The following is a 12,787-nucleotide window of genomic DNA, read 5'->3' as shown; positions in this document are numbered from 1 at the left end:
CGTGCTTGCCTTGCGTGGCAACGGTTTTGGCACCGTGCCGTGGCTTTCGCCGCCCGCTCATCCGCCGCCGTCCCCGCTCTCGTCGGCCGCCATGACCGCACGGAGATCGGCGATCTCCTTCTCGAAGTCCTCCACCGAGGTGAACGCCCGGTACACGCTGGCGAACCGCAGGTAGGCCACCCCGTCCAACTCGCGCAACGGCCCCAGGATCGCCAGCCCCACCTCGTGGCTCGGGATCTCCGCCGCACCGGTCGACCTGATCGACTCCTCGACCCGCTGCGCGAGTTGCTGCAGCTGGTCCTCCTCGACCGGGCGCCCCTGACAGGCACGGCGCACACCGAGCACGACCTTCTCCCGGCTGAACGGCTCGGTCACGCCGGAGCGCTTCACCACGGCGAGCACGGCCTCCTCTACCGTGGTGAACCGGCGGCTGCACTTCGAGCACGATCGCCTGCGCCGGATCGCCTGGCCCTCGTCGACCTCTCGCGAGTCGACGACCCGCGAGTCAGAGTGTCGACAGAACGGGCACCGCATCCCGATTCGCCTCCCCGAAAACAGACCGCCGCAGGTGGATCCACTTGTGGAATTCGTGTGGATGGCCGGTGGACAACTCTGGCGAGCCATCCCCAACCTGTGGACTAACTACAGCGCTGTAACTACTAGATGTTGGGGTCGACGGTATGCCTCAAACCCAGATCATGCAAGGCGACACGACTCGACTTACCCGTTCGGGGGGCTTGATCAACGCGGTGCTACCGGCGCGATACGCAGTGGTGTCCGAGTGCTCCCCACGACCGGTTCGGAGACCCCTCTGGGCGATCACCCAACTCCGAACCGCGACGGCTCCGCGTTACGACGGCCGCCCGCCGAACCGCCAGTGGTGAACCTCGACACTGGCGTACCGACCGACGGTCAGCACCGCGCGTGCCACATCCGGATCCGGCGCCCGCACCAACGCCGCCGTGCCCAGCCAGGCGGCGCCGTCGTCGGACAGCAGCGGCCCATAGGCGATCAGCTCGTCCCGCCCGGGCGGCACGGCAAGATCGATAGCCTCGCCCGCACCCAGACCGAGCACCAGGTATCGATTGCCCCCGGCCCGGCCGCCGGGAAAGTCCCACATCGTACGGCCGAGCGTGTTGCTCCACCGCCGCAGCAGCACGTCCCGGTACGCGCCGGCCTGGTAGTTGGGCTCGTCGAAGGCGAACGCGCGGGCAGCGGCGGGACTTGGCAGGTCCACGATGTGCACGCTGCCGGTCGGCGTGTCACCGTCCAGGGTCGGGCCGCGGGCGATCATCTGCGTGGCGTACCGGTCCATGTAGGACCAGTGCTCCTCCAGCAGTTCTTCGCGCAGCGCAACGGAACCGGGCCGATCACGGTGGTAGCAGAAGAACTCCATGCCGCAGTATCTACCGGCTCGCGTTCCTCAGCGGCGGACCGGGACCGTGAGCGGCTGGCCGGGGCTCACCGCCGCGTTGCCGAGCCGGTTCAGCTCCTTGATCCGCTCCACGACGGCCGAGGTGTCCGCGTCCGGCAGGGTGCGCGACGCGACCTCCCACAGGCTCTCCCCCGCGCCGACGTGCACCACGGCGGTGGTCTGCGGCAGCGCGTCCTCCGGGGAGCCGACCACGGCGTCGGCGAATAACCCGAGACCCACCACGGCGGCGAACACCGCCGCGCCGAGCATCACCAGCCAGCGCATCCGGAGCCGGCCGGGACGCTGCCCGCACACCGTGCCCGCCGGGACCGGCGGCGCCGAGGCGGCCCGCTCCCGGGTCGGCGGACGCGTCGGCTCGACCGGCCTTCGACGCTCGGGTGCGTGCGAAGGCCGGTGGTCGTGCTCCACGGGCTCGACACCCTTGAACGCCAGAACCGTCATCACGTGCCTCCTCGACAACCGACGAGATCGAACAGTCGTTCGATCGAACGCTCGTGCGATTTTGTACCACCTCCCACCGACAAAATCGAGAGTTCCCGGCGTGTCGTTCGAACAGACGTTTGATCGAGAGCCGCGTGAGGGCTAACGTCGACAGCAACGAAGACCACGGATACACACCCGACAACCAGGTCGTATCACCGGGAGTCACGAGGGTTCCCGGGCACAGGGGAGGCACAGCGGTGGCACGCGAAGACGGCACACGAGAGACCGGCGGAAAAGGTCGCCGTGCGGCCGGCAAGAAGGCCGTCGAGGCGGTCGGCGACAACGTGCGCGCCTTCCCCGACACGGCGGCCAACGCCAGCCCCGACGGCTCCACCCTGCCGGCGAGGCAGCGGCGCGTGCTCGAGGTGATCCGCGCGCACGTCGACAAGAACGGGTACCCGCCGAGCGTGCGCGAGATCGGCGAGGCGGTCGGCCTCACGTCCACCTCGTCGGTGGCCTATCAGCTCAAGGCGCTCGAGCAGAAGGGCTTCCTGCGGCGCGACCCGAACCGCCCGCGCGCGATCGGCGTGCTGCCGCCGGACGTCGACCCGTCGCAGGTTCCGGTTGACCACCCGGAGGTCGCCGACATCGAGGAACAGCACCCGAAGCCGGCCTACGTCCCGGTCGTCGGCCGGATCGCCGCCGGTGGGCCGATCCTGGCCGAGCAGGCGATCGAGGACGTGTTCCCGCTGCCCAAGGAGATCGTCGGCGAGGGCTCGCTGTTCCTGCTGCGCGTGGCGGGCGATTCGATGATCGACGCGGCGATCGCCGACGGCGACTGGGTCGTGGTGCGCCAGCAGCCGACCGCCGACAACGGCGAGATCGTCGCGGCCATGATCGACGGCGAGGCCACCGTGAAGACGTTCAAGCGCCGCGACGGGCACGTGTGGCTGCTGCCGCACAATGAGGCCTACGAGCCGATTCCCGGCGACGAGGCCACCATCCTGGGCAAGGTCGTCGCGGTGCTCAGGAGGCTCTGAGGGCATGGTGGTTGCCCGCCGGCCAGCGCGGCCGGCGGGCAACCAACCCGTCCGTCAGGCCTGGGGCGCCTGCATCAGCCAGAAGCCCGCGCCCTGGTCGTCGTTCACGAAGCCCATGCGGCCGAACGGGGTGTCGAACGCCGGGCTGACCACCGTCCCGCCCAGCTCGACGGCCTTCGCGATCGACGCGTCGGCGTTCTCGACGTTGAAGTACACGCCCCAGTTCGCCGGCACCTCCGGCGGCCATTGGCTGCCCAGCACACCCATGCCGCCGACGTCCGCGCCGTCCACCTTGAACGTCGCGTAGGTGATGTCCTCGCCGCCCATGTCGGCGTACTCGTAGCCGAAAACCTTGCCGTAGAAGGACTTCGCGGCATCGAAATGGCGGCTCATGTACTCGTTCCAGGTGACCGTGCCCGGCTCGTTGGCCACCTGGAAGCCGGTGTGCGACGCCGCCTCCCACAGACCGAAGACGCCACCCAGCGAGTCGGTCGCGACGGCCATCCGACCGAAGTCGCCCACGGTCATCGGGCCGAACATGACGTGCCCGCCGGCCTCCTTGACCTTGGCGGCGGCGTCGTCGGCGTTGCTCGTCGCGATGTAGGTGGTCCACACCGTCGGCATGTCCGGCTGCATCTTGTCGGCGATGCCGGCGACCGCCTTGCCGTCGACCACACAGGTGCTGTAATTCCCGAAGTCCTCGGCGCCCGGTGGGATCTCCCAGCCGAGCAGGCTGGAGTAGAACGCCCGCGCCTTACCGAGATCGTCGAACCCGGCGTCCACCCAACAAGGGGTGCCGTCGGGCCAGGGTGTGCTCCGCGTGACCATCTGTATACCTCCGCGCCGTGTGTGTTCGCGGGCACAGTAGACCCGCACACCGACAATGTGCCGCCTGGCACGAACGTCGTTACAACACAACGGAAAACGCGATCACCCGCGCGAGCGGCGGCGGCTCATCAGCAGGCCGAGCACCAGCACCACGATCGCGACGATGCCGATCGCCGGCAGGGTGCTCAGACCGCCCTTGTCACCCGAATCGCTCGGGGCACCGGACGCGCCACCGGGTGCCGGCGCCTCGCCGTTCGCCGTGGGCGCCTTCTGGTTGGCGAGGTCCGCCGCGCCGGAGATCACGCGCACCGGCTGGCCGGTGCCCTCCGACGCCGACACCAGCGCGCCGTCCGGCTCGAACGCGATCGCCTCGCCCTGCGGCTCGTCGGGCAGCGGCACCCGAACCGGCGAGCGACGCAGCGCCTCGGCGATGTCGCCGTCCGGCGCGGCGTACAGATAGGCGTCGGTGTACGTGCGCAGCGCGACCACCTTCCCGTCGGCGCTCACCGCACCGCCGGTGATCATGATCGAGCCGAACATGCCGGGCACCGGGCCGCCGCGCGTATCGGTGCTGCTGATCTTCAGCGCGCCGACGTGCTGCAGCGGCGTCGGGCCGGGTGCGGCCAGCCGCCCGGCCGGCCTGTACACGTTCGAGCTGCCCAACTTGTCCTTGGTCACCAGGTACGGCACGCCGTCGCGGCCCAGCAGCAGCGCCTCGGTGTCGTGCGGGCCGTCCGGGTAGGTCAGCCGGTACACCGTCGTTTTCCCTTGCGGGGTAAGGGAAATCAGCGCGACGTTGGGGCGCTTCTCGTCGTTGTCGCCGGTGTCGGCGAGCCAGAACGTGCCGTCCTGCGCGCGGGCCATGTCCTCCACGTCGTACGGGTCGATCGGCCCGGTGACCACCCGCTCGGTCTTGCAGTCCTTGGCGATCACGAACACCTGGACCTTGGTGCCGCCGTCGTTGGTGGCGTACCAGCGATCACCGTCGGCGCCGAGCCCGGACAGCTCGTTCAGCTTCGGGTCGGCCAGCCGGCACTGTTCAACGGGCGTCGGCTGCGCCTGTGTGCGGGCCTGGGCCACACCCGGCAGCGCGAACACGATCGCCAACGCACCCAGAACCGCCCCGACGCGCCGCCGCATGCGATCAGTGGCTGCCGTTGGTGGAGAACCCGGCCAGCGCACCGGCCAGATCCGCGTGCACTCTGGCACGCATCCGGGTGCCCTCGTCGGTGTGCTCCTCGTCGAGGACGACACCCTGCGAGTGCACCTTGGCGATCAGCTCGCCGCGCGCGAACGGCAGCAGTACGTCGATCTCGTGGTCCGGGCCGGGTATCTCCTTGGCGATCCGCTCGCGCAGCTCGTCGATGCCGGCGCCGGTCTTGGCGGACACGAACTCCGCGTTCGGCAGCAGGTGCCGCAGCCGCGCCATGGCCAGCTCACCGGTCGCGTCGATCTTGTTCACCACGACCAGTTCCTTGGGCATCGTGGTACCGATCCGCTCGCCGATCTCGACCAGCACCTCGCGCACGGCCTTGACCTGCCACTCCGGCATCGGGTCCGAACCGTCCACCACGTGCACCAGCAGATCGGCCTCGGCGACCTCCTCCAGCGTGGACCGGAACGCCTCGACGAGCTGGTGCGGCAGGTGCCGCACGAAGCCGACCGTGTCGGTGAGCGTGTAGTCCAGCCCGTCCGAGGTGGTGGCCCGACGAGTGGTCGCGTCCAGGGTGGCGAACAGCGCGTCCTCGACCAGCACGCCCGCGCCGGTGATCGCGTTGAGCAGACTGGACTTGCCGGCGTTGGTGTATCCGGCGATCGCGACGCTCGGCACCTCGTTGGCCACCCGGCGGCCGCGCTTGGTCTCGCGCACCTTGCCCATGGCCTGGATTTCCTTGCGCAGCTTGGAAACCCGCGCGCGGATGCGCCGCCGGTCGGTCTCCAGCTTGGTCTCACCGGGACCACGGGTACCCACGCCGCCGCCGGCCCCGCCGGCCCGGCCACCCGCCTGTCGGGACAGTGCCTCACCCCAACCGCGCAGGCGCGGCATCAGGTACTGCAACTGGGCCAGCTCGACCTGCGCCTTGCCCTCCCGGGAGCGCGCGTGCTGGGCGAAGATGTCCAGGATCAGGGCGGTCCGGTCGATCACCTTGACCTTGAGCTTGTCCTCGAGCTGACGCAGTTGGCCGGGCGACAGCTCACCGTCGCAGATCACCGTGTCCGCGCCGGTGGACAGCACGACGTCGAACAGCTCGCGCACCTTGCCGGAGCCGATGTAGGTGGCCGGGTCGGGCCGGTCGCGGCGCTGCACGAGGCCCTCGAGCACCTCGGAGCCGGCCGTCTCGGCGAGCCTGGCCAGCTCCGCGAGCGAGGCCTCCGACTCCTGTGCCGAGCCCTCGGTCCACACGCCGACCAGGACCACCCGCTCCAGCCGCAGCTGCCGGTACTCGACTTCGGTGACGTCGGCGAGCTCGGTGGACAGGCCGGCGACACGCCGCAGCGCGGCTCGTTCGGCAAGCTCCATATCGCCGGTGGACGGTGCGGTGGCGTCCTCCACGTCGAACTCGTCGGTCTCGCCGGTCGCCGCCGCGAGGAGGTCGTCTTTACTGAAGTCCGTGGTCAAACTGCGTGTCTCCACCCGTCCGCGCACCGAGTCGTGCCTGTCCTTACCGGTCCATCGTCCCACGGTTCGGCCGAACAGACGAACGATTAGCGGCGGTCAACCCCAGAGTGCCGGAGCGACCTCACCGTGTGCCACGAACACCGCGGGCCCGGTGAGGGTGCTCTGACCGTCGCCGACGGTCACCGAGACGCGCCCGCCGAGCACCTCCACGGTCATCGCGCCGGCGTCGTCACCGCGGGCGTGCAGCGCGGCGGTCACGGCGGCGACCGTGCCGGTACCGCAGGACCGGGTCTCGCCGACACCGCGCTCGTGCACCCGCATCCGCAGCGTGTCCCCACTGTCGCCACTGTCGAGCACGGCGAGGAACTCCACGTTCACGCCGTGCGGGAACAGCACCGGGTCGTGACCGGGCGGCACGGCGAGGTCCAGCCCGGCCAGTTCGTCCGGGCCGCCGAGCACGATGCAGGCCAGGTGCGGATTGCCCACGTCCACCGCCACACCCGAGTACGCGGTGCCGCCGACCGTGGCCGACGAGCGCCCGCGCAGTGTCGCCGGCCCCATCTGCACGGTGACCGAGCCGTCGCCGTGCACCACCACCGGACGGTCGCCCGCGCGGGTGCCGACGACCAGCTCGCCCGGCTCGGCCAACCCGGAGTCGACCAGGTAGCGGGCGAACACCCGCACGCCGTTGCCGCACATCTCCGATATCGAACCGTCGGCGTTGCGGTAGTCCATGAACCACACGTCGGGGGTGACACCCTCGGGCGCGTCCGGCACCTGCGACGCACGCACCACGCGCAGCACGCCGTCCGCGCCGATCCCGCCGTGCCGGTCGGACAGCGCGCGGACCCGCTCGGGCGTCAGGTCGAGCTGTCCGTCCGGGTCGGGCAGCAGCACGAAGTCGTTCTCGGTGCCGTGCCCCTTGACGAACGAGATACCCATGTGGCCCAGCCTAGAGGTCACGCGAATTGGGCGAATGCCTGCTGCGCGGGCCCCAATCCGCGCAACCTCTTAGTCGGCGACGATCGCGGCCGCGTGCTCGACCAGACCGGGCGTGGCCGCCTCCAACCACGTGATCCGCTTGTCGCGGCGGAACCAGGACCGCTGGCGGCGCACGAACCGGCGGGTGGCCTTGGCGGTCGCGGCAGCGGCGGCGTCCATGTCGTGGTCACCGTCGAACTCGTCGAGCACCTGCTGGTAGCCGAGCGCGCGGGACGCGGTGCGCCCGAGCCGCAAACCCTGGTTCTCCAGTTCCCGCGTCTCGTCGGCGAGCCCGGCCTCGAACATCCGCCGCACCCGCTCGTCGACCCGCTCGTCCAGCGCGCCCGGCTCGCGGTCGAGTCCGATGAGGACGGTGCCGTAGCGGGCCGGGCCGGGACGCGGCATGTTCGCCGAGAACGGGCGCCCGGTCAGCTCGATCACCTCCAGCGCACGCACGATCCGCCGCCCGTTGCTCGGCAGGATCGCTTGTGCCGCAACGGGATCCCGCTCGGCGAGGCGCCGGTACAACACGTCCGCGCCGGCTTCGGCCAGCTCCGACTCCAGCCGCGCGCGCACATCCGGATCGGTGCCGGGGAAGTCCAGATCGTCCACAATGGACTGCACGTACAGGCCCGATCCGCCGACCACGACCGGCACCCGGCCGGCGTCCAGCAGCCGCTCCACGCACGCGCGCGCGTCGCGCTGGTACGCGGCGACCGAGGCGGTCTCGGTCACGTCGAGGACGTCGAGCAGATGGTGCGGCACGCCGCGCCGCCCGGCCGTGGTGATCTTCGCGGTGCCGATGTCCATGCCCCGGTAGAGCTGCATCGCGTCGGCGTTGATCACCTCGCCGCCCAGGCGCAGCGCCAACTCCACGGCCAGGTCGGACTTGCCGGTCGCGGTCGGCCCGACCACGGCCACCGGACGAGGGTTCACCGCGGCACGAACGATCACGGCAGTCGACGCTACCTTTCGGCCCTCTCCTACCCAGAAGCGACGTGACCTGTTTGAATGCGCCGGTGGCACCGAACACTTTTCGGTGCCTACTGTGCTTGGCCCCGGACGCGGGGCGCCCGAGCATGCCTCGGGCACGCATGCGTGGAGAGGGAGGATCCCGGTGACCTCGAACAACGACGGTGAGCCCGGCCCCGGCAGCGTGGCGGACCAGTCGACCGAACCCACAAGTCCCCAGGTCACGCCCGAGGTGGTGAGCCACGCCCCGACCCCGGCGCCGATGCGCAAGGAAGCGCCGCCGGTCCCCGCCGCGGAGTCCAACCCCGGCGCGTGGGGGCGGGTCGGCGACGAGGGCACGGTCTACGTCAAGACCGCCGACGGCGAACGCGCGATCGGCTCCTGGCAGGCTGGCGCGCCCGAGGAGGGCCTGGCCCACTTCGCCCGCCGGTTCGACGACGTGCGCACCGAGGTCGAACTGCTGGAGACGCGGCTGACCTCCGGATCGGGCGACCCGAAGCACGCCGCGTCCAACGCCAAGCACATCAAGGAGTCGCTGGCCACCGCCGCGGTCGTCGGCGACCTCGCCGCGCTGGAGGCACGGCTGAACCACGTGCTGGCGCACGCCGAGCAGGCGCTGGCCAACGTCAAGAAGGCGCGCGAGCAGGCGCGCACGGATGCCGTGCGGCGCAAGGAGAAGCTCGCCGAAGAGGTCGAGCAGATCGCCTCGGAGTCCACTCAGTGGAAGGTCGCCGGCGACCGGATCCGCGGCATCCTGGACGAGTGGAAGACGATCAAGGGCGTCGACCGCAAAACCGACGACGTGCTGTGGAAGCGCTTCTCCAAGGCCCGGGACACGTTCAACCGCAGGCGCGGCGCGCACTTCGCCGACCTGGACCGCCAGCGCGCCGGTGCCAAGGTGCGCAAGCAGGAGCTGGTCGAGGAGGCCGAGTCGCTGTCCGACTCCGAGGACTGGGGCCCGACCGCCGGGCGGTACAAGGCGCTGATGGCCGAGTGGAAGGCCGCCGGCCGCGCGCCGAAGGACGCCGACGACGACCTGTGGCAGCGGTTCCGCGCCGCGCAGGACAAGTTCTTCGCACGCCGGTCGGAGGTGTTCAACTCACGGGACGCCGAGTTCGCCGAGAACGCCAAGAAGAAGGAAGAGCTGCTCGCCGAGGCGGAGAAGATCAACCCGCGCGGTGACCTGGACGCCGCGCGCGCCGCGCTGAACCGCATCCAGGAGCGCTGGGAGCAGGTCGGCAAGGTGCCGCGCGAGCGGATCCGCGAGCTGGAGGGCCGGCTGCGCGCCGTGGAGGAGAAGGTGCGGGGCGCGGCGGACGCGCAGTGGCGGCGCACCGACCCCGAGGCGGAGGCGCGGGCCAAGCAGTTCCGTGACCGGGTCGAGCAGTTCGAGGCGCAGGCGGCCAAGGCACACGAGGCCGGTGACGAGAAGCGGGCCAAGCAGGCCGAGGCGCAGGCCGCGCAGTGGCGGGAGTGGCTCGCCGCCGCGGAGAACGCCGTCGCCTCACGCTGATGTCGGTCCACCTGGCCTTCGGCGTCGTCGCCGGGCCGGAGTTGGGCTGCTGGCTGCCCGGTGACCCGCCGCGCAGGGCCGAGGAGCGGACCGGCGCGCACCCGCCCGGCGCCCCGGTCGCCGTCGGACCGGCGGACGCCGCCCCAGACGCCGTGCTCGCCGCGACGAAGCAGCTCACCGCGCTCGTGGCCGACGGCGATGTGGCGGCCGGCGCGGGTGTCGATCTCGGCGGCGGGTTCGGCTCCGCACGACTGGCCGGCGCGCGGGGAGACCGGCGGGACGCGGTGCTCGCCGCGATGCGGGTGCTCGGCGCCGACGGCGCGCACCGGCTCGGCGACCGCACCGGCACGCTGGTCGCGCTGTTCGGCCCGTCGGCGACCAAACCGGTGGGTGCGGCCGCGCGGACGGCGATCGCCGAGGAGCGCTGGGCCGCACTGCAACTGGCCTCGGCCGCGTCGGATCTCCTCGGGCCGGAACAGGTGGAACGGGTACTCGCCCTGCGCGCCCCCGAAGAGGTCGATCCGTTCCCGCACGGCGCCGCGTCCACCGTGGCCGAACACCTGTCGCCGGTGCTCACCCGCTACCCGAGACCGCGACGGCTGGCGCTGATCACCGGCCTCTGGGAGCAGGTGTGCGCCGAGCGGACGAGCCGGCTGCGCGCCGCCCGCCTGCCCGGCACGCAGGTGAGGATCGAGCGGATCGACAAGCTGCGCGAGCGGTTCAGCGCGCACTTCGACGCGCCGATCCTGCAGCGGATCGCCTGGGACCTCGGCGAGAACCCGACGATCGGCGCCGCCGCGCGCTGGCGCCCGCCCGCGGACTGGACCGCCAACGAGTTGAGGCGATTGCTGAACGACGCGATCGGCGCGACCGCGCTGCTGCGGTTCGCCAAGGCGGTGTCCGACCTGGGGCTGGAGACGGCCGCGAAGATCCACTACGCGGAGCTGCACGCGGCGAACGAGTGCCTGTCCAAGGAGGCGCGCAATGTCGCGGCACGCCGGGACAAGGGCGCCTACAGCCATCCGGCCAGGCCCGGCTGCTACGTGCACGACCTGGTTCAGATGCTGCGCCCGGGACGGACGGTCAGTACCAAGGCCGAGGTGCAGGTGAAGCAGCGGATCGGCATGGCGCGCAACTACGGCGTCGTGGTGTTCGACGCGATCACCAAGATCGTCGACGACGAGCTGTACGACGTGCGGCTGCGCGGCTGCTGGGACGCCTGCACACCGTGGGAGACGCCGACATTGCACTCGTGGCGCACGACCGCGGGGTTCTCGCGGCCGGCGCGCACCTGGGAGAACCCGCCGCTGGCCGACGCGAACGAGCACGGCCCGACGCGGACGCTGGCGCAACGGCTGGCCGACGCACCGGACGAGCAGCCGGCCGACGTCGAACGGCCGCACGATCTGCTGTGGCTGGCCGATCTCGCCGACGCGCTGGCTCCGTTCTACGGCAACGAGTCCGCGACCGTGCTGTACGAGCGGCACTCGCCCAGCATCGACTACCGCGAGCCGCGACCACCGCCGGAGACCCGCCGGCCGCGAGCCGACTCGGTGCCGCTGGCCGCCGCCGGGGTGGCCCAGCTCGTCGCGTTCGGCGCGACCCCACCGCCGCGCGGCAAGACCTGGACGGAGTTGCTGGACGGCGTCGCGGCGGACGCGGCGGTCACCGAGGCCAGCGTCGGCGCGTTCCCGGTCCCCGCCGAACTGTCCACAGTGGACAAGTCGGTGATCCCCGGCACCGGGCTGACCGTCGAGGTCGGGCGCGAGCCGAGGCAGCTCGCCGACTGGTCGAGCTACATGGGCAACTGCATCGGCACCACGTGGTACGCCGACGACGCGCGCGAGGGCCAGTGCGTGCTGATGGCGCTGCGGGACGGCCACGGCCGCATCGCCGCCAACCTGGACATCCGCAAGCGCGCCGGCGGCTGGTGGATCAACGAGATCCGCGCGCGGTTCAACGACGAGCTGGACAAGGACCGCACGCGCGCGATCGAGCGCTGGGTAGCCGGTCTCGCGCCGCCCGAGACTCCGGCGGCGGCACCGGCCAGCACACTGCCGCCGGTGCGCGTGCGCACCCGGGGCCCGGCCCGCCGCCCGGCCGCCGTGCGCCTGCCGTCCGCCCTGATCGAAGAGCTGACCGCTCGGGTGGAACGGGAGCTGCGCGCGACGCGGGCCGATTCCGCGCGGCGGGTCTACGTGCACCTGGCCCGTGGGCTCGGGCAGCCGGGCCGACCCGCCGACCACGAGCCGGACGCGGCCGTGACCGCGTTGCGGCGCCTCGGCCCTGAACGGCACGCAGAGCTGGTGCGCACCGCGCTGGACGCCGGGTTGGACGCGCTGACGCTGTGGCGGGCGACCGGGGTGCGCCCGCTCGCCACGGCGGTCGGCACCATCGATCCCGAGGTGCGCGAGCGGCACCGGCTCGGCCCGCTCACCGAGGACGCGTCGCTCCCCCGCACGTTGCGCGCCCTGGTACGCCGCCCGGAGATCACGCCGGCGCGCACGATGGACGTCGTGGCGCGGACGGTGCGCGCGGCCGTCGGCGATCTCGTCCGCGCGGACGACACGGCGCTGATCGAGTCGGTGACGCGCCGGCCGTCACCCGAGCTGGTGTGCGCGCTGGCGATCACGGTGACCTGCGCCGATCAGTCCACTGTGGACAATCTGGTGCGGGTCGTGCCGGCGACGAGCACCGAGGTACCCGGCTTCCCCGCCACCGATCTGCTCGACGAGAACGGCCCGTGGCAGCGCGCCCGGGCGGCGGCGATCGAGCTGGGCGCGCCGGTCGAGCTGTCCGCCGAGCGCGGCCTACTCGTGCCGGCCAGGCTCCTCGGCAACGGCGGCTGGCCCGCCCTGTGGAGCCGCGCGCATCGCTAGCCAGGCGGCTGCTGAACAACGTAGTGCTGTCCGAAACTTAGCGACCGCTCCGTTCATGTTTTGCGTACTTTAGCCCGCTAAAGTCCGTCAGCCACG

At 71.6% G+C, this 12,787-nt stretch carries 11 protein-coding genes; 3 read left to right on the top strand and 8 right to left on the bottom strand.

Annotation, left to right across the window (positions count from 1 at the left end; translation table 11 throughout):
- Positions 1–57 precede the first annotated feature (57 nt).
- From nrdR to EV193_RS34315, 3 genes are all read right to left on the bottom strand, one after another.
- Positions 58–534 carry a transcriptional regulator NrdR gene (nrdR, locus tag EV193_RS30970; RefSeq protein ID WP_130348501.1) on the bottom strand — a complete coding sequence of 159 codons (477 nt, stop codon included), beginning with the start codon at positions 532–534 and terminating at the stop codon, positions 58–60.
- Between the two features lie 316 nt (positions 535–850).
- Positions 851–1,396, bottom strand: a complete 546-nt coding sequence (locus tag EV193_RS30965; RefSeq protein ID WP_130348500.1) for a YciI family protein — start codon at positions 1,394–1,396, stop codon at positions 851–853.
- Between the two features lie 27 nt (positions 1,397–1,423).
- On the bottom strand, positions 1,424–1,876 hold the full coding sequence (locus tag EV193_RS34315; RefSeq protein WP_242613790.1) for a LysM peptidoglycan-binding domain-containing protein: 453 nt from the start codon (positions 1,874–1,876) through the stop codon (positions 1,424–1,426).
- Between the two features lie 326 nt (positions 1,877–2,202).
- Between EV193_RS34315 and lexA the strand changes: the two genes are divergently transcribed.
- Positions 2,203–2,898, top strand: a complete 696-nt coding sequence (lexA, locus tag EV193_RS30955) for a transcriptional repressor LexA (protein WP_130348536.1) — start codon at positions 2,203–2,205, stop codon at positions 2,896–2,898.
- Between the two features lie 54 nt (positions 2,899–2,952).
- Here the strand turns inward: lexA and EV193_RS30950 are convergent, their stop codons facing one another.
- The 5 genes from EV193_RS30950 to miaA form a co-directional block, all read right to left on the bottom strand.
- Positions 2,953–3,681 carry a VOC family protein gene (locus EV193_RS30950; protein ID WP_242613789.1) on the bottom strand — a complete coding sequence of 243 codons (729 nt, stop codon included), beginning with the start codon at positions 3,679–3,681 and terminating at the stop codon, positions 2,953–2,955.
- A gap of 147 nt (positions 3,682–3,828) precedes the next feature.
- Positions 3,829–4,866, bottom strand: a complete 1,038-nt coding sequence (locus EV193_RS30945; protein ID WP_130348498.1) for a hypothetical protein — start codon at positions 4,864–4,866, stop codon at positions 3,829–3,831.
- Positions 4,867–4,870: 4 nt separating this feature from the next.
- Positions 4,871–6,247, bottom strand: a complete 1,377-nt coding sequence (gene hflX / locus EV193_RS30940; protein ID WP_130348535.1) for a GTPase HflX — start codon at positions 6,245–6,247, stop codon at positions 4,871–4,873.
- Positions 6,248–6,442: 195 nt separating this feature from the next.
- A complete protein-coding gene (gene dapF / locus EV193_RS30935) occupies positions 6,443–7,288 on the bottom strand; it encodes a diaminopimelate epimerase (RefSeq protein WP_165401566.1) in 846 nt (281 codons plus the stop codon).
- A 69-nt stretch (positions 7,289–7,357) separates the two neighbouring features.
- Positions 7,358–8,281, bottom strand: coding sequence for a tRNA (adenosine(37)-N6)-dimethylallyltransferase MiaA (miaA, locus tag EV193_RS30930; protein ID WP_242613788.1), 924 nt, complete (start codon positions 8,279–8,281; stop codon positions 7,358–7,360).
- A gap of 202 nt (positions 8,282–8,483) precedes the next feature.
- On the opposite strand from miaA, the gene EV193_RS30925 reads away from it, so the two are divergent.
- Both EV193_RS30925 and EV193_RS30920 read left to right on the top strand, forming a co-directional pair.
- Entirely contained in the window at positions 8,484–9,812 is a 1,329-nt protein-coding gene (locus tag EV193_RS30925) for a DUF349 domain-containing protein (RefSeq protein WP_423202253.1), read from the top strand.
- Positions 9,812–12,691, top strand: a complete 2,880-nt coding sequence (locus tag EV193_RS30920; RefSeq protein ID WP_130348497.1) for a hypothetical protein — start codon at positions 9,812–9,814, stop codon at positions 12,689–12,691. The genes EV193_RS30925 and EV193_RS30920 overlap by 1 nt, the downstream gene beginning before the upstream one ends.
- Positions 12,692–12,787: the final 96 nt, after the last annotated feature.

It is taken from the genome of Herbihabitans rhizosphaerae (assembly GCF_004216555.1).
Taxonomy (GTDB): Bacteria; Actinomycetota; Actinomycetes; order Mycobacteriales; family Pseudonocardiaceae; genus Herbihabitans; species Herbihabitans rhizosphaerae.
Note: the sequence above shows the minus strand (reverse complement) of the source record. Positions and strands in the feature narration are given on the sequence as shown.